This is a genomic window from Streptomyces sp. NPDC025721 (assembly GCF_055558595.1).
In genome coordinates, this window is record NZ_JBVHMF010000001.1 from 857,341 (window position 1) to 879,018 (window position 21,678).

17 protein-coding genes are annotated in these 21,678 nt (G+C 73.1%); 15 read left to right on the forward strand and 2 right to left on the reverse strand.

Translation table 11 applies throughout. The features are described from left to right. Window positions 1–24: 24 nt before the first annotated feature. The 4 genes from ACZ4EF_RS03730 (at window position 25) to ACZ4EF_RS03745 (ending at window position 5,166) form a co-directional block, all read left to right on the forward strand. Entirely contained in the window at window positions 25–2,181 is a 2,157-nt protein-coding gene (locus ACZ4EF_RS03730; protein WP_391162274.1) for an MMPL family transporter, read from the forward strand. A 255-nt stretch (window positions 2,182–2,436) separates the two neighbouring features. Beyond that, window positions 2,437–3,309: a hypothetical protein gene (locus ACZ4EF_RS03735; RefSeq protein ID WP_467344704.1), complete on the forward strand. Its 873-nt coding sequence runs from the start codon at window positions 2,437–2,439 to the stop codon at window positions 3,307–3,309. A gap of 132 nt (window positions 3,310–3,441) precedes the next feature. Continuing rightward, window positions 3,442–4,308, forward strand: a complete 867-nt coding sequence (locus ACZ4EF_RS03740; protein WP_355347034.1) for a MurR/RpiR family transcriptional regulator — start codon at window positions 3,442–3,444, stop codon at window positions 4,306–4,308. A 261-nt stretch (window positions 4,309–4,569) separates the two neighbouring features. Then, on the forward strand, window positions 4,570–5,166 hold the full coding sequence (locus tag ACZ4EF_RS03745) for a hypothetical protein (protein ID WP_401310213.1): 597 nt from the start codon (window positions 4,570–4,572) through the stop codon (window positions 5,164–5,166). Between the two features lie 276 nt (window positions 5,167–5,442). Here ACZ4EF_RS03745 and ACZ4EF_RS03750 read toward each other — a convergent pair whose 3' ends face one another. After that, window positions 5,443–6,768, reverse strand: a complete 1,326-nt coding sequence (locus tag ACZ4EF_RS03750; protein ID WP_467502566.1) for a type III PLP-dependent enzyme domain-containing protein — start codon at window positions 6,766–6,768, stop codon at window positions 5,443–5,445. Between the two features lie 173 nt (window positions 6,769–6,941). On the opposite strand from ACZ4EF_RS03750, the gene hutU reads away from it, so the two are divergent. The 4 genes from hutU (at window position 6,942) to hutI (ending at window position 12,652) form a co-directional block, all read left to right on the forward strand. Then, window positions 6,942–8,609, forward strand: coding sequence for a urocanate hydratase (hutU, locus tag ACZ4EF_RS03755; RefSeq protein WP_355346971.1), 1,668 nt, complete (start codon window positions 6,942–6,944; stop codon window positions 8,607–8,609). 157 nt (window positions 8,610–8,766) lie between these two features. Continuing rightward, entirely contained in the window at window positions 8,767–9,963 is a 1,197-nt protein-coding gene (locus ACZ4EF_RS03760; RefSeq protein WP_391128797.1) for an allantoate amidohydrolase, read from the forward strand. Beyond that, window positions 9,954–11,294, forward strand: coding sequence for a formimidoylglutamate deiminase (locus ACZ4EF_RS03765; protein WP_355346977.1), 1,341 nt, complete (start codon window positions 9,954–9,956; stop codon window positions 11,292–11,294). Before ACZ4EF_RS03760 ends, ACZ4EF_RS03765 begins: the two co-directional genes overlap by 10 nt. Window positions 11,295–11,422: 128 nt before the next feature. Continuing rightward, window positions 11,423–12,652: an imidazolonepropionase gene (hutI, locus tag ACZ4EF_RS03770; protein ID WP_467344699.1), complete on the forward strand. Its 1,230-nt coding sequence runs from the start codon at window positions 11,423–11,425 to the stop codon at window positions 12,650–12,652. 107 nt (window positions 12,653–12,759) lie between these two features. Here hutI and ACZ4EF_RS03775 read toward each other — a convergent pair whose 3' ends face one another. Further along, on the reverse strand, window positions 12,760–13,611 hold the full coding sequence (locus tag ACZ4EF_RS03775; protein ID WP_355346983.1) for an RNA polymerase sigma factor SigF: 852 nt from the start codon (window positions 13,609–13,611) through the stop codon (window positions 12,760–12,762). Window positions 13,612–13,840: 229 nt separating this feature from the next. On the opposite strand from ACZ4EF_RS03775, the gene ACZ4EF_RS03780 reads away from it, so the two are divergent. The 7 genes from ACZ4EF_RS03780 to ACZ4EF_RS03810 all read left to right on the forward strand — a co-directional run bounded on the left by ACZ4EF_RS03780 (window position 13,841) and on the right by ACZ4EF_RS03810 (window position 21,483). Further along, window positions 13,841–14,209, forward strand: coding sequence for an STAS domain-containing protein (locus ACZ4EF_RS03780; protein WP_355346986.1), 369 nt, complete (start codon window positions 13,841–13,843; stop codon window positions 14,207–14,209). Window positions 14,210–14,350: 141 nt separating this feature from the next. Next, window positions 14,351–14,854, forward strand: coding sequence for an ATP-binding protein (locus tag ACZ4EF_RS03785; RefSeq protein WP_355346989.1), 504 nt, complete (start codon window positions 14,351–14,353; stop codon window positions 14,852–14,854). Between the two features lie 386 nt (window positions 14,855–15,240). Continuing rightward, entirely contained in the window at window positions 15,241–15,984 is a 744-nt protein-coding gene (locus tag ACZ4EF_RS03790; RefSeq protein ID WP_391162263.1) for a peptidase, read from the forward strand. Window positions 15,985–16,110: 126 nt separating this feature from the next. Beyond that, entirely contained in the window at window positions 16,111–17,472 is a 1,362-nt protein-coding gene (locus ACZ4EF_RS03795) for a beta-xylosidase (protein WP_467502570.1), read from the forward strand. 144 nt (window positions 17,473–17,616) lie between these two features. Then, the gene (locus ACZ4EF_RS03800) at window positions 17,617–18,903 is read left to right on the forward strand and encodes a DUF916 domain-containing protein (RefSeq protein WP_467502572.1); all 1,287 of its coding nucleotides are present in this window, start codon (window positions 17,617–17,619) and stop codon (window positions 18,901–18,903) included. A 1-nt stretch (window position 18,904) separates the two neighbouring features. After that, the gene (locus ACZ4EF_RS03805; RefSeq protein WP_467502574.1) at window positions 18,905–20,179 is read left to right on the forward strand and encodes a hypothetical protein; all 1,275 of its coding nucleotides are present in this window, start codon (window positions 18,905–18,907) and stop codon (window positions 20,177–20,179) included. Further along, window positions 20,176–21,483 carry a hypothetical protein gene (locus ACZ4EF_RS03810; protein WP_467502576.1) on the forward strand — a complete coding sequence of 436 codons (1,308 nt, stop codon included), beginning with the start codon at window positions 20,176–20,178 and terminating at the stop codon, window positions 21,481–21,483. Before ACZ4EF_RS03805 ends, ACZ4EF_RS03810 begins: the two co-directional genes overlap by 4 nt. Window positions 21,484–21,678: the final 195 nt, after the last annotated feature.

Below are 21,678 nucleotides of genomic sequence, written 5' to 3' on the forward strand. Positions count from 1 at the left end.
GCCCTGCCATGGAGGCAGCACCGCATGTTCCACCGCATCGGACGCACCGTCGTCCGCCATCCCGTATGGACGATCGTCGCGTGGCTGATCGCCGCCGTCGCGATCATCGCCACCGCACCGAGTCTCCCGTCCAACAGCGACGAGAGCAGCTTCCTGCCCAGCAGTTACGAGTCGATCAAGGCGATGGACGTCCAGGAGAAGGCGTTCCCCGCCGCCTTCACCCCGGCCGCGATCGTCCTCTACCAGCGCACGGACGGCGCGGCGCTGACCGACGCCGACAAGTCGGAGATCACCAAGATCACCGACGAGCTGGGTAAGAAGAAGATCGACCAGGTCCAGAAGGTCGTCGAGGGCAGCGCGTCCAAGGACGGCAAGTACCAGACCGCGCTGGTCCAGATGAACAAGGAGACGGCCGGTCAGCCCAAACAGGCCGACGCGGCCAAGGCGCTGCGTGACGACTCCACGGCGCTCGCCAAGGGCACCGATCTGAAGGTGCAGGTCGGCGGGCAGGCGGCCCAGGCCCTCGACCAGCAGGACGCGGGCAAGACGTCGGACGCCGTGGCGCTCGTCGGCTCTCTGCTGATCATCATCATCACGCTGGCGATCATCTTCAGATCGCCGCTCATCGCGATCATGCCGCTGGTCATCCTGACCGGCGTCGTCTTCACCGTCGCCAACGCGCTGATCGCGGACGCCACCAAGATCTTCGGACTCCAGGCCAACAGCTCCATCTCGGCGCTGCTGATCGTGGTCGTCCTCGGCGTCGGCACCGACTACTTCCTCTTCCTGATGTTCCGCTACCGAGAACGGCTGCGGGCGGGTGACGAACCCAAGGAAGCGATGATCAACAGCGTCACCCGCGTCGGCGAGGCCATCGCCTCGGCGGCGGGCGCGGTCATCATCTCCTTCCTGGCGCTGGCGCTGTCCACCCTGGGCTTCCTCACCCAGCTCGGCCCGGCGCTGGCCATCCTGGTCGCCGTCACCCTGATCGCGGGCCTCACGCTCTTCCCCGCGATCTGCTCGCTGATCCCGCCGCGCGCCCTGTTCTGGCCCGGCAAGAAGTGGCAGCAGGAGCCCTCCGACGCGCGCTTCGCGGCCATCGGCCGGGTCGTCGGCCGCAGGTCCGGCATGGTGGCGATCGTCTCCGGTCTCGTCATGCTGCTGCTCGCGCTCGGCACCCTCGGCTACAAGGCGTCCTACGACCTGGCGTCCGGGTCGATCCCGAAGACCAAGGAGTCGATGGTCGTCCAGGACACCCTCCAGAAGGCGTACTCGGCCGGTGCGGCGGAGCCGACCTCGGTCTTCCTGACCAGCACCTCGAACAAGCCGCTGGGCTCGGTCGACTACACCGCGTACGCCGACAAGCTGAAGAAGGTCGACGGCGTCGCGGACGTCTCCTTCGACCAGAAGAACGACCTCAACAAGGACGGCACCACCGCGAACTTCACGGTGACCCTGAAGTACGAGTCGGCCAGCGACAAGGCGATCGCCGCGGTGGGTGATGTGCGCACGGTCGCGCACGACAACGCCCCGCCCGGCACCGAGGCCCTCGTCGGCGGCTCGTCCTCGATCTTCAAGGACATCAACGCGGCGGTGAACCACGACTACAAGACGGTCTTCCCGGTCGCCGCGATCCTCATCATGATCATCCTGGGACTGCTGCTGCGCAGCGTCGTGGCGCCCTGGTACCTCATCGCGTCCGTCGCTCTCGGCTTCGGCGCCACCCTCGGCGCGACCGTGCTCATCTTCGGCCGCGGCGACGGGCTGATCTTCCTGCTGCCGATCATCATGTATCTGTTCGTCGTCGCCATCGGCACCGACTACAACATCCTCATGATCGCCCGGTTGCGGGAGGAGGCGCAGGAAGGCCGTGAGCCACGCGAGGCCGCCAGCATGGCGCTGCGGCACGCGGGTCCGACGATCGGCGCCGCGGGATTCATCCTGGCCGCGACCTTCGCGACCCTGATGCTCTCCGGCAACGCCTTCCTGACCCAGATGGGCTTCGCCGTCGCCTTCGGCATCATCGTCGCCGCCTTCGTCATGGCCATGTTCTTCACCCCCAGCCTCACCGCCCTGATGGGGCACGCGGCCTGGTGGCCCGGCCACGCCGACCGCACCCGCGCGGCCGCACCCGGCGGTCCCGCTCCCGAGCGCGAACTGGACGAGTCCGGCCACCGCTGACCCCGCGCGGTGCGGTCCGCTCGGTCCGCACCATTCGTCCTTTATGTCCGACTCGCTCCGGCTTCTGAAGGGGCCGGGCAGGTGTTCACCGCCTGCCCGGCCCCTTCGCCGTGCCGGTCGAGGACGCGGGTGGGTAAACCTCGCAAACCCTGACGGCGTCCTACGTCATGGTCCGCATGGGGCGGATGTCCGGCGGATAGACGCGTCTATACGCTTGTGGGCGGAGTTTGGGAGCGGGAGAGGGGGCGGTGTCGGGTGCCGGGCAAGGTCCGCGAGGGGAGTCGGGGCGCCGCGGAGCGGGTGGGGACGGCGCTGCGGGGAGCCCTGCGGCTGATCTGGCGGACCGTGCGCGGCGAGTGGCAGGGGATCGTCGTCGCGCCGGTGCGTGAGCTGCTGCGCCGCGGGCTGCCCGGGCTGTCCCTGGCGTTCCTCGCCGGGCTCGGGGTGATCTTCTTCCACGGGATAGCGCAGAGCAGGGCGGGCGCGACCGTGGTGCGCGTGGTCGGCGGTGTCTACGCCGATCTGCCGTTGCCGCTGGCCCTGTTGCGGACACCGGTCTCGCTGTACGTCCCCGCGCTCGACCTGCCCGTGTGGGCGGGCATGACGCAGCTCTTCCTCGCCTTCGCGCTCGCCGAGCTGGTACTCGGGCGGGCCAGGACGCTGGTGATCGCGTACACCACGACGCTGGTCGGCACCCTGATGGCGCGCGCCATGATCGCGATGGGCACCGGCTGGTGGGGGCTCGGGCTGCCGCCCGACGCCGGGGCGATCCTCGACACCGGGCCGTCGGCCGCCGTCGTCGGGCTCTTCACGTATCTGTCGATCACGCAGCGCGCGCCCATCGTCTTCTTCTTCACTGGCGGCTCCATGGTCATGGAGTCCGTCATCAAGCCGAATCTGGCGGGCCGCGAGCACCTGATCGCCATCGCCACCGCGATCGTCCTGGCCGTCGTCCACCGCCGCCACGCGCTGTCGGCCTCGCGCGTGATCCGCAGCTCCGTCGCCGAGGAGCACTCCCGCCGGGTCGAGGAGAATCCCCTCCGGGCCGAAGAGCGCCCGCACCGAACCGAGGAGCGCCCCCTGCGGGTCGAGGAGAACCGCGACCTGCCGGGCGCCCAGGCACCGTAGCCTTGCCCGGACTGCATATCGTCATGCAGAGTCTTGTCCCAGTGAATAAGAGCCGGTGGACGGGGTCACGATGGGCTGGGCGGCGAAGGTCGGGGACGGCGAAGGGCCGGTGCGGTGACGGAGAGCGACGTGGTGACGGGCGGCGACGCGGCGGCGCGGGACGCGGCGGGCGGCGCCTCGGCCCGGCTGCTGAAACTCTTCGAGGCGCACCGCCTCACGCCCACCCAGCGGCGGATCGCGCACTGCCTGGTGCGTAAGGCCGCGCAGGCGCCGTACCTGTCCAGCGTGGAGGTGGCGGAACTGGCGGGCGTCAGCCAGCCGTCGGTCACCCGTTTCGCCGTCGCCCTCGGCTTCGACGGCTACCCGGCGCTCCGCCGCCACCTGCGCGAGGTCGCGCCCGCGCCCGCGGAGCCGGAGACGGCCGCGTACAACGAGTACCAGCAGGCCGTGCACGCCGAGATCGAGAATCTGCGGCACCTCGCGGAACTGCTCGGCGACACCGGGCCCGCCACCCGCGCGGGCGCCGTACTCGCCGCGTCCCGGCCGCTCCCGGTCCTCGGCCTGCGCGCGGCCGGCGCCCAGGCCCGCGGCTTCGCGTACTTCGCCGCCAAGGTCCACCCCGACGTGCGGCTCCTCGACGAGGGCGGCACGATGCTCGCCGACCGGCTCGACGCGGCCGTGCGCGCCGGAGCCACCGCACTCCTGTGCTTCGCGCTGCCCCGCCACCCCCGCGAGGTCGTCGACGCCCTCGCCCACGCCCGCGCGGCCGGCCTGACCGTCGTCACCGTCGCCGACAGCGCCTTCGCCCCCGTCGCCGCCCACACCGACCTCCTCCTCCCCGCCGCCGTCGGCACCGGCCTCGCCTTCGACACCGCCTGCGCCCCCATGCTCCTCGGCCGCGTCCTCCTGGAGTCCATGTGTGACGCCCTCCCCGACGCCCAGGCGCGCCTGGAGGAATTCGACGCCCGGGCGGCGGCGCGGGGCGTCTTCACCGAGTAGCGCCTCGGGCGCCGTTCTGATGGCCTGGCACCGTTCTCAGGGCCCGGTGCCGTTCTCATGGGCCCGGCGCCGGTCTCATGGGTCCGGCGTCGCCCCGCCCGCGGCGAATCCGCATGATTCCGGGCCGGAAGCCGCACTTCTTAACGAAAATCTGAGAAACACTGAGTACCCTCCCCACCACTTGCTGGGTGATGCCGTGGCGAAGGACGGCAGCGAAGGAGGAGGCGCGACGTGGTGCGCGGGGCCTACACATTGGCACGGGTGGCAGTGACGGTGCGCGCGGCGGCGTGCTGGCTGTGGTGGGCGGGGGTGATCGCGGCCGTGCCGGGCACGGCGGTGACCTTCAGCCCGACGGGACGCCGGATCGGCGTCATGGCGGGCGCGGTGGCGTTCATCGTCGCCGCCGTGACCGCCTACGCGGTACGCGGCGGCCGGTACGCCGAGCGGGCGAGCGCCGCGACCAAGGCGGCGAAGAGCGTCTTCCTCCAGGACCGCAGGGTCACCGCCCGCGCCTGGCTGCGCCGCCGCAGGTGGTGGCTGCTCGCCGCCTTCGTGGTGGCCGCGGCCTCGTCGCTCGCGCTGCCCTGCGCGGGCGGCATGCTGCTCGGCGGCATCGGCGCCGGGCTGTGGGCCAAGTCCCGCAGGATCGCTCGGATCGAGCGTTCCCAGGACGCCCTGCTGTGGGTCCGCCCGGACGGCGACGGCGCCGCCTACCAGCTCACCGGGATCGCCGCGGGCGACGCGGCCCCCGGCGGCGGTCGCCGCCGCGGCCCGGTGACCGCCGCCAACCCCGTCGCGGCCCCGGCGCCGCGCCGCCGCTCCGCGCGCCCGGCCCGTCCGCGCGCCGGGCGGTCCTGAGCCGAGGGATGGTGACCGCCGTGTGACGGCGGTCGGCCCGGCACCGGGCGGTCCTGACCTGGGCGAAGGCGACCGCCCGGTGGCTGCCGCCGGGCGGTGCTGACCCGTGTGACGGCGGTCGGCCCGGCACCGGACGGTCCTGAGCCGAGGGAAGGCGACCGCCGGGTGGGTGCCGCCGGGCGGTCCTGACCTGAGGGATGGTGACCGCCGGGTGACGGCGGTCGGCCCGGCACCGGGCTGCCCCGCGCTAAGCGAGGGGCAGCCCGGTCGTCGCCGTCAGCCCCGGCGCAGGGGCGGCAGGGCGCCGCCGCTCTCCGCGACCAGGTCGTCCAGGGTCTGGGTGGTCCTGACCCGGGCGAAGGTGACCGAGCCCGTGCTGTCCGCGGTGTAGCCGTGGACAGCGGGCCGGGGCAGCGAGTTGTACGCGAAGTGGTTCGAGAAGTAGTACGCGCCGGTGTCGAGCAGCGCGACAAAATCACCCGCGTCCAGCAGCGGCAGCGCCCGGCCCTGCGCGACCAGGTCGCCCGCGAAGCAGCACGGCCCCGCCACGTCCTGCACGACCGGCTCGCCGTCCTTCTCGCGGCCCTTCCCGTCCAGCGCCAGCACCCGTATCGGCCACGCCTCGGGGACGAAGACGGTACGGGTGGCCACCTGCGCGCCCGCGTGCGTCACCGCGATCGGCCGCCCGCCCGCGGACTTGGCGTACTCCACCCGCGCCAGCACCGTGCCGTTCTTGGCCAGCAGCGAGCGCCCGAACTCGGTGACGATGCCGTAGCGCCCGTCGAAGAGGCCGGGCACCTCGGCGCGCAGCACGCGCGCGTAGTCCGCGAAGGACGGCGCGACGTCGTCGGAGCGGAAGTTCACCGGCAGGCCGCCGCCGATGTCGAGCACGCTCACCTGCTGCCGCCCGGCCGCCGCGTTGATCCGCTCGGCCAGCTCGTACGCGGCCCGCACGCCCGCCGCCATCAGTTCGAGCGGCACACCCTGCGAACCGGTGTGGGTGTGCAGCCGGTTGAGCCAGGGGCGCTCGGCGTACGCGCGCAGCACCCACTCCTCCGCGCCCGGGTCGCGCAGCGCCACGCCGAACTTCGAGGTGGCCGTCGCGGTGCTCATCGCGCCGATCGTGCCGCCGCCCACCTGCGGGTTGACCCGCAGCCCGACGGGGGAGGCCGACTCCGCCCCGGCCAGGCGCAGCGCGTCGATTCTGGCCAGCTCCTGCGGATTGTCCGCGTTGACGGCGATGCCCAGCTCCAGCGCCTCGCGCAGCTCCGCCACGGTCTTGGCGGGGGAGTCCAGCACGGTCCGGTCGGCCGGGATGCCCGCGGCGCGCGCCAGCGCCAGCTCGCCGGGGCTGGCGACCTCCGCGCCGAGCCCGCACTCGCCGAGCAGCGCGAGCACCGGGACGAGAGAGGCGGCCTTGACGGCGAAGGTGTGGGTGACGGCCACGCCCGGCGTCGCGAAGGCGGCGTGCAGCGCCGTCGCCGAGCGTTCGATGCCGGTGACGTCCAGCAGGCCGACGACCGGCTCCGCCTCGCCGACCAGTCCCTGCTCCACCGCGGCACGCAGCGCGTGCCCCCGCCGTATTCCCAGTTCATCCGTCATGACATCCATCCCACCACCTCCCCGCCCGCGCCCGCCAACCCGGCTCAAGGAGTGGTCGCGCCGATCTCACCGGGGCCGCGCGACCGCACCTTGTTGACTAGAGCTATTCAGCTAGTCAGGATGTGAATGGATGCACCCACACCGGGTGCGCCGACGACGAGGAGGCCGCACCGATGACGGGACCGAGGCCGGTACGCGCACCGCGCGGTACGGAACTGAGCGCGCTGGGCTGGCAGCAGGAAGCCGCGCTGCGCATGTTGCAGAACAACCTCGACCCGGAGGTCGCCGAGCACCCCGACAAACTCGTCGTCTACGGCGGCACCGGCAAGGCCGCCCGCGACTGGAACTCCTTCGACGCCATGGTCCGCACCCTGCGCGGCCTCAAGCAGGACGAGACGATGCTCGTCCAGTCCGGCCGCCCGGTCGGCGTCATGCAGACCCACGAGTGGGCGCCGCGCGTCCTCATCGCCAACTCCAACCTCGTCGGCGACTGGGCGAACTGGGAGGAATTCCGCCGCCTCGAAGCCCTGGGCCTGACCATGTACGGCCAGATGACCGCCGGCTCGTGGATCTACATCGGCACCCAGGGCATCCTCCAGGGCACCTACGAGACCTTCGCCGCCGTCGCCGCCAAGCGCTTCGGCGGCTCGCTCGCCGGGACCATCACCCTCACCGCCGGACTCGGCGGCATGGGCGGCGCCCAGCCGCTGGCCGTCACCATGAACGGCGGCGTCGTGCTCTGTATCGACGTCGACCCGCGCGCCATCGAGCGCCGTATCGAGCACCGCTACCTCGACGTGAAGGCCGACTCGCTGGAGCACGCGCTGCGGCTGGCCACCGAGGCCCGCGACGCCCGCCGCCCGCTGTCCATCGGCGTCCTCGGCAACGCCGCCGAACTGGTGCCCCAACTGCTCGCCATGGGCGCTCCCATCGACATCGTCACCGACCAGACCTCCGCCCACGACCCGCTCGCGTACCTCCCGCTCGGCATCGACTTCTCCGACATGGCCGCCTACGCGGCCGAGAAGCCCGCCGAATTCACCCAGCGGGCCCGCGAGTCCATGGCCACGCACGTCGAGGCCATGGTCGGCTTCCAGGACGCGGGCGCCGAGGTCTTCGACTACGGCAACTCCATCCGCGGCGAGGCCCAACTCGCCGGTTACGAGCGGGCCTTCGCCTTCCCCGGCTTCGTCCCCGCCTACATCAGGCCGCTGTTCTGCGAGGGCAAGGGCCCCTTCCGCTGGGCCGCGCTGTCCGGCGAGGCGTCCGACATCCACAAGACCGACAAGGCCATCCTCGAACTCTTCCCCGAGAACGAGTCGCTGGCCCGCTGGATTCGCCTCGCGGGCGAACGCGTCCAGTTCCAGGGCCTGCCCGCCCGCATCTGCTGGCTCGGCTACGGCGAACGCGACCGCGCGGGCGAGCGCTTCAACGAGATGGTCGCCGACGGCACCCTCGCCGCCCCCGTCGTCATCGGCCGCGACCACCTCGACGCCGGTTCCGTCGCCTCCCCGTACCGCGAGACCGAGGCCATGCTCGACGGCTCCGACGCCATCGCCGACTGGCCGCTGCTCAACGCCATGGTCAACGTCGCCTCCGGCGCCTCCTGGGTCTCCATCCACCACGGCGGCGGCGTCGGCATCGGCCGCAGCATCCACGCCGGCCAGGTCACCGTCGCCGACGGCACCCCCCTCGCCGCCGAGAAGATCCGCCGCGTCCTCACCAACGACCCCGGCATGGGCGTCATCCGCCACGTCGACGCGGGCTACGACCGCGCCGACGAGGTGGCCGCCGAGCGCGGCGTGCGCGTCCCGATGCGGGAGGGCACCTCCGGTGAATGACTTCGCGCCCCCACACAATTCACCCCCTCCGGCGTTCGAGGAGCGGGGTCCAGGGGCCGAGCCCCCCGTTCCGGGAAGGGGCGGGCCAGGGGAGAACGGGCCAGGGGAGAACGGCTCAGGGGCGAAACAGCCCGCCGCGGGCGCGTCCTTCCACGCGATGTGGCGCGACCTCCTCCCGGTCGGCCGGGACACCGGAACCGGCGGCTACCGCCGCTACGCCTGGACCCCGGCGGACACCGACTGCCGCGCCTGGTTCCGCGCCCAAGCGGAGTCCCGCGCCCTGACCTACGAGGTCGACCGCAACGGCAACCAGTGGGCCTGGCAGGGCGACCCGACGGCGGGCGACGCCGTCGTCACCGGCTCCCACCTGGACTCCGTCCCCGACGGCGGCCCCTTCGACGGCCCGCTCGGCGTCATCTCCTCCTTCGCCGCCCTCGACGAACTCCGCGCACGCGGCGCGACCCCCACCCGCCCCCTGGCCCTGGTCAACTTCACCGACGAGGAAGGCGCCCGCTTCGGCGTCGCCTGCGCCGGTTCCCGGCTGAGCGCGGGCCAGTTGACCCCGGAGCGCGCCCGGGAACTGCGCGACGCGGACGGCGTGAGCCTCGCCCGGGCGATGGAGGCGGCGGGCCAGGACCCGGAGGCGATCGGCCCCGACGCCGAACGCCTCGCCCGGATCGGCGCCTTCGTGGAACTCCACATCGAACAGGGCCGGGCCCTGGACCTGTCGGGCGACGCGGTCGGCGTCGCCTCGGCGATCTGGCCGCACGGCCGCTGGCGGTTCGACTTCACCGGCGAGGCCAACCACGCGGGCACCACCCGCCTGGAGGACCGCCGCGACCCGATGCTCACCTACGCCAACACGGTGCTGGCCGCCCGCAAGAAGGCCCGCCTCGCGGGCGCCCTCGCGACCTTCGGCAAGGTCAGCGTGGAACCCAACGGCGTCAACGCCATCGCCTCACTCGTTCGGGGCTGGCTCGACTCGCGCGCCGCGGACGAGGCGACCCTCGCCGAGGTCGTCACCGCCATCGAGCAGGCCGCGACCGAGCGCGGCGCCCGCGACGGCGTGGACGTGCGGGTCGTCCGCGAGTCCTTCACCCCGGTGGTGGAATTCGCCCACGACCTGCGCGACCGCCTCACCGCGCTGCTCGGCGGCGCCGCGCCCGTACCGGTCCTTCCGACCGGCGCGGGACACGACGCGGGCATCCTGTCCGCGACCGTCCCAACCGCCATGCTGTTCGTACGCAACCCCACCGGCGTCTCGCACTCCCCGGCCGAATCGGCGGCCGAGGACGACTGCGTCGCCGGTGTGACCGCACTCGCCGACGTACTGGAAGGTCTCGCGTGCAGGTGACGTACTGGCTGGAGCACGCCTGGCTCGGCACCCATGTCGAGCCGGGCGTCGCGCTCACGGTCGCGGACGAACGCATCACCGAGGTCAGCACAGGCGTGGACGCGCCGCCCGCCGGGGCGACCGTCCTGCGCGGCCTGACCCTGCCCGGCCTGGCCAACGCCCACAGCCACGCCTTCCACCGGGCCCTGCGCGGCACCGTGCAAGTCGGCTCCGGGACCTTCTGGACCTGGCGCGAGTTCATGTACGGCGTCGCGCAGAAGCTCACCCCCGACACGTACTTCGACCTCGCGCGCGCCGTCTACGCCGAGATGGCGCTGGCCGGGATCACCGCGGTCGGCGAATTCCACTACCTGCACCACCAGCCGGGCGGCACCCCGTACGACAATCCCAACGCCATGGGCGAGGCCCTGATCGCCGCCGCGGGCGCGGCCGGGATCCGGATCACGCTGCTCGACACCGTCTACCTGCACGGCGGCCTGAACCGGAACGGCTACGCGCCGCTGGCCGGACCGCAGACCCGCTTCGGCGACGGCACCGCCGACCGCTGGTACGAGCGCTGGTCGCAGCTCAAGGGCGGCGGCCACGCGACGATCGGCGCCGCGCTGCACTCGGTGCGGGCCTTCTCGGCGAGCGACGGCTACACGGCCTTCGCCCGCTGGACCGACGGCGTGCCGACGCACATCCACCTGTCCGAGCAGCCCGCGGAGAACGAGGCGTGCGTCGCGGTGCACGGCCGCACCCCGGCCCGGCTGCTCGCGGACTCCGGCTTCTGGAAGCCGACCGCCACCGCCGTGCACGCCACGCACCTCACCGGTGAGGACATCGGCCTGATCGGGCGCGCGGGCAGCACCGTCTGCATGTGCCCCACGACGGAACGCGACCTGGCCGACGGCATCGGCCCGGCGCCCCGGCTCAAGGCGGCGGGCAGCCCGCTGAGCCTGGGCAGCGACAGCCACGCCGTCATCGACCTGTTCGAGGAGGCGCGCGCCATGGAGCTGAACGAACGGCTGCGCACCCGCGCCCGCGGCCACTGGACCGCGGCCCAACTGCTGCGCGCCGCCACCGAGGACGGTCACGCGAGCCTCGGCCGACCCGACGCGGGCCGCCTGGAACCGGGCTGCGCCGCGGACTTCACCACGATCGCGCTGGACTCCGTCCGCACCGCCGGACCCCTGCCCCGGCTGGGCGCGGAGACCGCCGTATTCGCGGCCACGGGCGCGGATGTGACGTCCACCGTGGTCGGCGGCCGGCAGATCGTCCGTGACGGGCGGCATCAGCTCGTCGAGGACGTGCCCGCCGCCCTGGCCGCGGCCATCGCGGCCACCCGCTGAGCCCGAGCCGGAACCCGAGCCCGAATCCGAACCCCCTCGCGGGGCGCCCACCGAGCCCGAGCCCGTCCCCGAGCCCCGGCACACCGCCCCCGCCCCCGTGCCCGCGTCCGAAGGAGAACCCCCGCGCGATGACCAGCAGCCCGGCGACCAGCAGCCCGGCGACCAGCGCCCCGAGCGGCCCGGCGCACAGCACGGCCATCACCAACATCGGCAGTCTGGTCACCAACGATCCCTCCCTCCGCACCCCGGAAAACCCCCTCGGCCTGATCCAGGACGCCGCCGTCGTCATCGAGGGCGACCGCGTCGTCTGGACCGGTACCCACAGCAAAGCACCCGCCACTGACAGTCACCACGACGCCGGGGGCCGGGCGCTGCTCCCCGGCTTCGTGGACTCCCACGCGCACCTGGTCTTCGCGGGCGACAGGACCGCCGAATTCCACGCCCGGATGTCGGGCCGCCCCTACTCCGCGGGCGGCATCCGCACCACGGTCGCGGCCACCCGCGCGGCCACCGACGACGAACTGTCGGCGAACGTCGCCCGCTACCTCGCGGAGGCGCTGCGGCAGGGCACCACGACGCAGGAGACCAAGTCCGGCTACGGCCTGACCACGCACGACGAGGCCCGCGCGCTGCGCATCGCGGCCGGTCACACCGACGAGGTGACGTACCTGGGCGCCCATGTCGTCGCCCCGGAGTTCGCCGACGACCCGGCGGCGTACGTCGCCCTGGTGACCGGCGAGATGCTGGACGCCTGCGCGCCGCACGCCCGCTGGATCGACGTCTTCTGCGAGGAGGGCGCCTTCGACGGCGACCAGGCCCGCGCGGTCCTCACCGCGGGCGCGGCCCGCGGACTGATCCCGCGCGTGCACGCCAACCAGCTCTCGTACGGCCCCGGCGTGCGCCTCGCCGTCGAGCTGGACGCGGCCTCGGCCGACCACTGCACGCATCTGACGGACGCCGACGTGGACGCGCTCGCCAGCGCGCCGCGTACGGTCGCGACGCTGTTGCCCGGCGCCGAATTCTCCACCCGGGCCGTCTACCCGGACGCCCGGCGGCTGCTGGACGCGGGCGCGACGGTGGCGCTGTCCACGGACTGCAACCCGGGCTCGTCCTTCACCAGCTCCATGGCCTTCTGCGTGGCCCTCGCGGTCCGCGACATGGGCATGACCCCCGACGAGGCCGTCCTGGCCGCCACCCTCGGCGGCGCCCGGGCGCTGCGCCGTACGGACGTCGGCACGGTCGCGCCCGGCGCCCGCGCCGATCTGCACCTGCTGGACGCCCCCAGCCACGTCCACCTCGCCTACCGCCCTGGAGTCCCCCTGACGGCGGCGGTGTGGCAGGCCGGGAAGCGCCTCTGAAGCGCCGAGGAGCGCGCCTGAGCGCCCTGGGGAGGCTGCTTAGGGCCTGTGCGGCGGGCGGGCGTGCCAGGGGGCGAAGGGGCCGTTCGTGATCCGCCGGACAGGCCCTAGTCCTCGACCATCAGTCCGCGGCGCAGCCGCGCCAGCGTGCGCGACAGCAGCCGTGACACGTGCATCTGCGAGATGCCCAGTTCCTCGCCGATCTCGGACTGCGTGAGATTGGCGACGAAGCGCAGCGACAAGATGGTGCGGTCGCGCGGTGTGAGCCCGGCGATCAGCGGCTTCAGGGACTCGACGTACTCGATGCCCTCGAGGTCGTGGTCCTCGTAGCCGATCCGGTCGGCCAGCGCGCCCTCCGGGTCGTCCTCCGCGGGCTGGGCGTCCAGCGAACTGGCGGTGTACGCGTTGCTCGCCGCCATGCCCTCGACGATCTCGTGCTCGGGCAGGCCGAGGCGTTCGGCCAGCTCCCGCACGGTCGGGGAGCGGTCCAGTTGCTGGGCCAGCTCGTCGCCCGCCTTGGCGAGGTCGAGCCGCAGCTCCTGGAGCCGCCGCGGCACCCGTACCGACCAGCTCGTGTCACGGAAGAAACGTTTGATCTCACCGATGATCGTCGGCATCGCGAACGTGGGGAACTCCACACCGCGGCTCAGCTCGAACCGGTCGATCGCCTTGATCAGGCCGATCGTGCCGACCTGGACGATGTCCTCCATCGGCTCGCTGCGGGTGCGGAAGCGCGAGGCGGCGAATTTCACCAGCGCCAGATTGAGTTCGACCAGGGTGTTGCGGACATACGAGTACTCGGTGGTGCCCTCCTCCAGCGACTGGAGGCGGGCGAAGAGCGTCTTCGACAGAGCGCGGGCGTCGACCGGTCCTATACGGTCGTACGGCGGGATCTCGGGAAGTCCCTCAAGGCCCTTGAGCTGCTCGTGCGCATGATCCAGGCTCAGCCGGGGTGTCATGTGCTCCTCCCTCTCTTGAGACCTTTCGCGACCACTCGCGGCGATGGATGGAGCGGTGCCGTATCTCCACCCCTACCCCGATTCCCCGGCCGGTCGCAAATTCCCTCGAACGGGTGAGGTACGGTCCGCTGGACCGTTCCTGCCGGGCCCGCGACCTCCGACTACCGCGCCATCTGCGAAAAGCGTAGGGTCGGGGGGCGTGTCAACACGGACGCACAGAGGAGCGCACATGGACCGCGATGTGGTCGGCACGGCCGACCTGGGAAGGCTGCGTGTCGAGGTGGGACACCACGGCCGATCCGCGGTCTTCGCCCCCACGGGCGAGTTGGACCACCACACCGCTGACCTGCTGAGCGAGCCGCTCGACGCGGCTCTCGACGCGGGCACCACCCGGCTGGTGATCGACTGCTCGGGCCTGGAGTTCTGCGACTCCACGGGGCTGAACGTGTTGCTGAGCGCGCGACTGCGGGCGGACGCCGCCGGGGGGGCCGTCCATCTGGCCGCCATGCAGCCGACGGTCGCCCGCGTTTTCGAGATCACCGGGGCGGACACGGTTTTCACCGTGCACGCCACGCTGGACCAGGCGCTTCAGGAGTAGCGGGGTGCGTACGGGGGCCATGGGACGTGAGTGGCGATTTCCTGCGGGACGATGTTTGGTGGGCTCCCAGACGTGTTCCCGGAGATCGACCGGGAAGAAGACCGACGGACACCTGTTGGACATCCGTGAGGTGAGGCGCTGATGAGCACCACCCGGCCTTACGCTGCGGACGACCGCGGCTCGGATTCGGGCGAGGGTGAGTCCGACGTGTCGGCGCCCGAGCGGGCCGGTCCCGACGAACCGGTGCGGAAGCTGGCGCTGTCGGGCGAGAGCGGCATTGTGCCGCGCGCCCGTGACTTCACCCGGCAGGCACTGCGCGACTGGGGCTGGCTGCCCGCCGCGAGCGCGGACCGCAGAGCCGCCGCCGAGGACGTGCTGCTGGTCGTCTCCGAGCTGGTCACCAACGCCTGCCTGCACGCGGGCGGCCCCGACGAGCTGCGGCTGCGCCGCAACCCCAAGTCGCTGCGTCTCGAGGTCGTCGACAGCGGCCCCGGCGAGCCGTCGCCCCGTACCCCGCACCGCGCGGGCCGCCCCGGCGGCCACGGCATGTTCATCGTGCAGCGGCTCTGCCTCGACTGGGGCGTGATCCGCGAGGCCGACCGGCCGGGCAAGACGGTCTGGGCGGAACTGGCCGCACCGGCGTAACCGCGACGGCCGCCGCCCGGCGGCCACGACCGGACCCCTCCCGGTCAGGGCGACCTTTCCGTACGGCCGCGCCCGTACGCCCGCACCGGTACGCGCCCGCCCTGACGCGTTCCCGTCCGCGCACGCGTGCTTCCGTACGCCCACGCTCGCCGTCTGTGCGCCCGAGCTCGCCTTCCTCCGCGCACGCGTGCTCCCGTACGCGCACGCACGCCTGCTCCCGTACGCCCACGCGCGCCTTCGCGCGCCTGCGGGTCCGCCTTCGCGCGCCCGGTTTCCGTCGGTGCGACGCCTCTCTTCCCTCTCCGACCTCACCGGCGTACCCTCACGCCAAATCTGATGTGCCGTCAGATCTGCCGGTGCGGGTGGCGGCGGAGGGAGATGGGCCGATGAGCAGGACCAGGGCGGGTTTCGTGGTGGCCGGGATAGCGGCGGGGGCGGTCGTCATGACCGGCGCCCCAGCCGCGCAGGCGGCCACGGTGAACGTCAACTACCACTGCAAGACGCCGATCGGCGACAAGAGCGCGGTCTCGCCGATCGACATCGCGGCCACGCCCAGCGGCTCGTCGTACCGCCTGAAGATGACCTTCCAGAAGGGCGTCTCGTCCAGTCCGATCGAGCTGGGCAAGGGGGCGATGAACCCGCACGCGACGATCCTGCTCGGCGGCGCGGACAGCGGTTCGCTCACGGTGACGGGACCGTCCAACCCGGCCCCGATCCCGGCCAACACGCCGATCAAGATCACCGATCTGTCGGGCACGTACACCCCGAAGGCGAGCGGCAAGGTCACCTTCACGCCCGGCGTGCTGACCATCCTGGCGCTGGGCACGACGACGACCTGCACGGCCGATCCCAAGCCGGGGGTGTCGCTCACCCTCACCGTCAAGGCGGCGGGCGGATCGAGCGGTTCCGGCGGGTCGAGCGGTTCCGGCGGATCGAGCGCGTCCGGCGGTACGACGGGCTCCGGCGGCTCGTCGGGTTCCGGCGGTACGAGCGGAGGTTCGAGCGGCAACCTCGCGCAGACCGGCTCCGACGACGGCGTGGTCGCCCTCGGCACCCTCGGCGGCACGGTGCTGCTGTTCGGGGCCGGTGGCGCGCTCTGGCTGACCCGCCGCACCCGGCGCCGCGTCTGACGACCTGACGGATCGTCACATACGGTCGGCGCTCTCCATTGACTTCTCCTGACCGCCCGGCCTCAATGGCCACCGTCGGCGCGGGAAATGGGACGCCGCGTCATGAACACGGATCAAGGGGACGATATGAACGCTCATTCGCGCAGGGCGCCGGGCCGCCGAGGTCCACGAAGACCAGCCACCGTCGCGCGCCGGCTCGTGGCGGTCGTCGGTACGGCGGCGCTCGTCGTCGGCGGCGGGACGGTGCTCGCCGCCTCGGCGCACGCCAACACCCCGGTCGACTTCGCCACGCACTGCGTCCCGCCGGCCGTCGCCGGGCTGCCGCCCATCGACGGCACGTCCACCGCCACGGTCACCGTGGACGACGCGACGCCGAAGGTCGGCGACACCGTCCACCTCACCTACACGCTCAGCCGGGCCGCGGCGAGCAACCCGACCGACATCGCCCTGCCCGCCGACGTGGTCACACCGCACGCCGTCGTGGTGCTCGGCGGCGCGCAGACCGGCGCCGTCACGGTGGACGGCCCCAAGAGCAACCCGCCGATCCCCGGCAAGGGCGCCTTCCCCGCGCTGGTCATGCACGGCAGCTTCACCGCCACCGCGGCGGGCACGATCACGCTGTCGCCCGGCGACTACACCATCCACACCAGCTACATCCTGGAGCTGGACACCGTCTGCACCGTGACGAATCCGCCCGCGCCGGTCTCCGAGACGGTCACGGCGAGCGGCTCGGTGCCGACCAACAACCGTGCCATCGCGCTGAGTTCGGCGTCCGGCGACCGGGGTGCGGCGGTGAGGGTGACCGGCAGCCACTTCACCGAGGGCGCCACCGTCACCATCGCGGGCCGCTCCGGCGCCGACGAGACGGCCGACCGTACGACGGCCACCGCCGACTCCTACGGCGGCTTCACGGCGTCGCTCACCGTCAACGACCCCGCGACCACCGGGATCGTGGCGTACGAGGGCGGCGCGTACGACCCCGCGACCGCCGCCGGACCCGCCGCGTACACCGTCAATGACAACACTCCCGTACCGCCCGGCGCGCAGAAGGTCACGGCGTCGGTCGTCCCGGGCACGCTGTCGATGACGCAGGCCGGTGACACGGTCACCATGACGCCCGTCGACTTCGGCACGGGCGGCACGTCCAGCGGCACGCTCAGGACCGTCACCGTCACGGACTTCCGCGGCGGCTCCACCGGCTGGTCGCTCACCGGCAAGGTCAGCGACTTCACCGGCCCGGACGGGTCGCGGATCGGCGCGGACAAGCTCGGCTGGACACCCGCCTGCGCGACCGCGACGGGCAGCCCGAGCAACTGCGTGGCGGGCAGCGCCGGTTCCGTCGGCAGTACGGGAGCCACCCTGGCCTCCGCGCCCGACGCCGCGGCGACCGGCGGCGAGTTCACCGTCGACGCCGGTCTCTCACTCGACATTCCGCGGTTCAGCCCCGCCGGAACCTACTCGGGAGTCTTGACCCTGACCCTGACCTGACGCACAGTCAGATACTGCTGCCGACCGAGGGAGTTGACGAGGATGTCGTGGTCGCGAGCACGGTCGTGGTCACCGCCGCCGTCCCGGTCCCGCCCGCGCGCCGCCCGGGTCGGGGCCGACGCGCGGACGCGTACGCGGATACGCGTGCGGCCCCGTCCGCCGCTTCCGGACGTGCTCGCGGGCACACCTGCGGGGACACCCGCGGGCATACCTCCGGGCGTACTTCCTCGCGGACGGGCGCGGGCGCGGGCACGGTCCGCGGCGGCCACGGGCCTGCGCGCGCTCACCGCGACCGGGGCCGTCGTGGCGGTCGGCCTCGCCGCTCTCCTCGGTCCGGCGGCGGGACCGGCCGGCGCCGCCGACAACGGGCGCTGGTCGGTCTTCCCCGCCCCCGCCGCGGGCGCCGCCGACCCCAGTGCCACCGGCCAGGAACGGCAGTTCTTCACCCTCCAGGCCGACCCCGGCACCACCGTCAAGGACAAGGTGTCGGTCTCCAACCTCTCCACCGCGCCGATGACCTTCAGGCTCTACGGCGCCGACGCGTACAACACCCCGCGCGACGGCGGCTTCGCCGTCCGGGGCCCCGACGAGACCAACCGCGACGTCGGCACCTGGATCCGGCTCGCCAAGACCACGCTGACCGTGCCGCCGCGCACCCGCGCCGACATCCCGTTCACCCTCGCCGTCCCGGCCAACGCCTCGCCCGGCGACCACCCCGGCGCGATCGTCGCCCTGGACACCCGGACCGACGAGGGCTCGGGCAAGGTCGCGGTCGGCGTGCGCCGGGCGGTCGGCGCGCGCGTCTACCTGCGGGTCGGCGGGCCGAGCCTGGCCGCGCTCTCCGTCGAACACCTCACCGTCAGCCACGGCGACCCGCTGCTGCCCGGCACCGGCAGCACGGCCGCCACCATCCACTACACGCTGGTCAACCGCGGCAATGTCACCCTCTCGCCGCGCCTGGCCGTCAAGGCCACCGGCCTGTTCGGCCGCACCCTGCTCAACCGCCCGGCCCGCGACCTGCCCCTCGAACTCCTGCCGGGACAGCAGGTCAGCCTCACCGAGAAGTGGGCGGACGCCCCGGCCTTCGACCGCGTCTCGGTCCGGCTGACCGTCAGCACCGCGGCCGGCGGCGTCGACGAGCGCGGCACCGCCTCGTACCTCGTCGCACCCTGGCTCGCGGTGGCGCTCGTCCTGGCCGGACTCGCGGTGTCGGCCGCCTGGTACGTACGCCGCCGGCGGTCGCGGCACCCGGCGGCGGAAGCCGCTGAGGCGGCGGCATCTGGCGCAGGGCCGGACGCTTCGGATACGTACACGGGCCCCGGTCCGCGTGCGGGTGCGGGCGCGGATACGGATACCGACTCGGGTGCGGATACGGGTGCGGATTCCGGGCCCGGCACCGCCGTCATCGGCGCGCCGACGGGCGGGAGTTGACGTGCGGGCGACGCGAAGCGGGCTCCTGGGACGGCGGTTGGGCCTCGGGCGGCGGGCACGGCTCCGGCGGCCGGTCCTCGCCTTCGTCACCGCCCTTGTCCTGACGGCCGGTTCGGCCGTCGCGGCACCGGCAGCGCTCGGCGCGCCCGCCGACTCCGCCGTACTCCGCGCGCCCGCCGCCGCGCCGACCGTCGTGGCGCACCCCGGCGCGGCCCGCCCCGGCGGCGACGTCACCGTGGTCGGCGCGGGCTGGAAACCCGGCACCCTGCTGGCCATCCTGCTCTGCGGCCAGGACGCGATCGGCGGCACCAACTCCTGCGCCAACGCCTCCGGCCGGGCCGTCACCACCGACGCGGCGGGGAAGTTCAGCCGCGGGCTGCCGGTCGTGGCGCCGCCGAAGCCGTGCCCCTGCGTCATCCACGTGTCCACGGTGACCGGTGAACAGCTCACCGTGGACGCGCCGTTCACCGTCACAGGACACCCCACCGCGCCGCTGCCCGCGCGGACCGGCACCGGCAGGCTCGCCGTACTGACCGCGCGGCTGCGCGGCGGCGGACTGCTCACCTGGTTCGGCGCGCCCGCGCACCGCACGCTCGTGTTCACCGTCGGCAATCTGGGCTCGGGCGCCGTCAAGGACCCGGCCTTCGACATCGGCGCCTCGCACGGCGTCTACGCACCCCGGTGGGACCGCCAGCAGTGGCACGGCACGGTCGCGCCCGGCGGGAAACAGCGGATCGGCTTCCCGGTGGAGCTGGGCTCCGGCGCGCACGGCGCGTACACCGTACAACTGCGCTACGGCGGAAAGGTGCTGGTCACCGAGGCGTGGTCGGTCGGGCGGCCGTGGGGCGTCACCCTCTTCTGGATCCTGCTCTTCCTGGTCGTCCCGGCCGCCGTCTTCCGGCTCGGGATGCTGGCGGTCGACCGGCTCAGGCCCGGCGCGGTGGCCGCCGTGCCCGGCGGGCGGCCCTCGTGGCACCCGGCGACCGTACTGGCCCACCTGCCGCTGAAGGCCGCCGTCCCGCTCGGACGCCACGCGCCGCCCGGACCGCCGCCATCGGCCTCCGCACCCCCGCGGCCCTCGTACGCGCCGGACGCGGGCCCGCTGCCCTGGTTCACCCACGGCGCCCTGCCCGCCCTGCGCGGCTCCGTGCCGCCGCGCTCTTCCGACTCCGACTTCGACTCGGAGTCCGGCTCCGGGTCCGGCTCCGGGCCCGGGTCCGGCTCCGGCTCCGACGAGAGCCCCGCCCCGAGCCCCCCTTCGAAAGGAAGCCCGTGACCATACGACGAAGCGCGTCCGCGGCCGTGGCCGCCCTGCTGCTCGGCGGCGGATCGGTGCTGATGACCGCGGGGGCCGCGCACGCCGCGGAATCCGACTTCGCGACCAGGTGCGTGCCCCCGGCCGCGTCAGGACTCGGCCCCATCGACGGCACCACCAAGGCCGACATCACCGCGCCCGCCACCGCCAAGGTCGGCGACACGGTCACCGTCACCTGGAAGACCGTCCAGGCCGCCTCCAAGAACCCCGACATCATCGACCTGCCCGCCGACAAGGTGCAGCCGTCCGGCAAGGTCACCCTCGGCGGCACCCAGACCGGCACCCTCGACGTCCAGGGACCGCGCCGGAATCCGGCCATCCCCAAGAACAGCGAAATGAAGCTCTCCGACATGACCGGCACCCTCAAGCTCACCAAGGCCGGTGACATCACCCTCTCCCCGGGCGCCTACACCATCAACGTCAGCTACCCGATCTCCACCGACACCGTCTGCACCCCCACGGCCGCCGTGCCGGTCGCCACCACGATCAAGGTGACGGAGGGGGACGCGACTTCCGGCGGTACGACGACGGGCGGCACGACAACCTCGGGCGGTACGACCACCGGGGGCACGTCCGGTAGCACGTCCGGTGGGACAGGCGGCGGGACGGGCGGCACCTCGTTCAAGGGGACGTCCGTGGACGTGCCGTACGCCTGCAAGACGCTGATCGGTGACAAGTCGGCCACCTCGAAGGTCGAGATCGACGCGGCGAAGGCGTCCTCCGGCTACGACCTCACCGTGAAGTTCGGCAACAGCGTGATGGACAGCCCGAGTCCGATCAGCAAGGGCATGATCACACCGAGTATCACCGTGCTGCTCAGCGGTGCCCAGACCGGCTCCCTCACCCTCACCGGCTCCCCGAACAGCACCGCCTTCGCCCAGAACGCGCCCATCACCATCGACGACATCAAGGGCCGCTTCGTGCCCGGCAAAACCGGCAAGGTCGGGCTGAGCCCCGGCACTCTCGTCATCAAACTCACCGACGGCGGCACCGCCGTCGCCACCTGCACGCCCACGAAGGCCGCCCCGGTCTCCCTCACCCTCGACACCGCCGCCGCCCCCGGCGGCGGCACGACCGGCTCCACGACCGGCGGTTCGAGCACGACCGGCTCCACCACCGGCTCCACCACGGGCGGCGACCTCGCCGCCACCGGCTCCGACGCCAACGGCCCCCTCCGCGCCCTCGGTTACGTCGCCGCCACCGCCCTCCTCCTCGGCGCCGCCGTCCTCACCTTCACCCCCTGGCGCCGCTTCCTCCGCCGCTGACCCGCGCAGGACGGCCCGCGACATCAGCCGGACGACGGGCTGTTGTCGCGGCCCGCGGGATCACGTAGCGTCGGCCGACGTGAACACCGGACCGGCGCTACGCGCGGCTGTGTGAGCGCGCCGTCGAGTACGGCTTCAGCGGCGAGTGTGTCGCAGGCGGTGCTCGGACAGTTGGGAACACGACTGTGCGGACAG

Bases quoted from the DNA above. Each gene is read 5' to 3' on its own strand.
- ACZ4EF_RS03730 (WP_391162274.1), top strand. From the start codon at position 25: ATGTTCCACCGCATCGGACGCACCGTCGTCCGCCATCCCGTATGGACG.
- ACZ4EF_RS03750 (WP_467502566.1), bottom strand. From the start codon at position 6,768: ATGACGGATGAACTGGGAATACGGCGGGGGCACGCGCTGCGTGCCGCG.
- hutU (WP_355346971.1), top strand. From the start codon at position 6,942: ATGACGGGACCGAGGCCGGTACGCGCACCGCGCGGTACGGAACTGAGC.
- ACZ4EF_RS03760 (WP_391128797.1), top strand. From the start codon at position 8,767: ATGTGGCGCGACCTCCTCCCGGTCGGCCGGGACACCGGAACCGGCGGC.
- hutI (WP_467344699.1), top strand. From the start codon at position 11,423: ATGACCAGCAGCCCGGCGACCAGCAGCCCGGCGACCAGCGCCCCGAGC.
- ACZ4EF_RS03775 (WP_355346983.1), bottom strand. From the start codon at position 13,611: ATGACACCCCGGCTGAGCCTGGATCATGCGCACGAGCAGCTCAAGGGC.
- ACZ4EF_RS03780 (WP_355346986.1), top strand. From the start codon at position 13,841: ATGGACCGCGATGTGGTCGGCACGGCCGACCTGGGAAGGCTGCGTGTC.
- ACZ4EF_RS03785 (WP_355346989.1), top strand. From the start codon at position 14,351: ATGAGCACCACCCGGCCTTACGCTGCGGACGACCGCGGCTCGGATTCG.
- ACZ4EF_RS03790 (WP_391162263.1), top strand. From the start codon at position 15,241: ATGAGCAGGACCAGGGCGGGTTTCGTGGTGGCCGGGATAGCGGCGGGG.
- ACZ4EF_RS03795 (WP_467502570.1), top strand. From the start codon at position 16,111: ATGAACGCTCATTCGCGCAGGGCGCCGGGCCGCCGAGGTCCACGAAGA.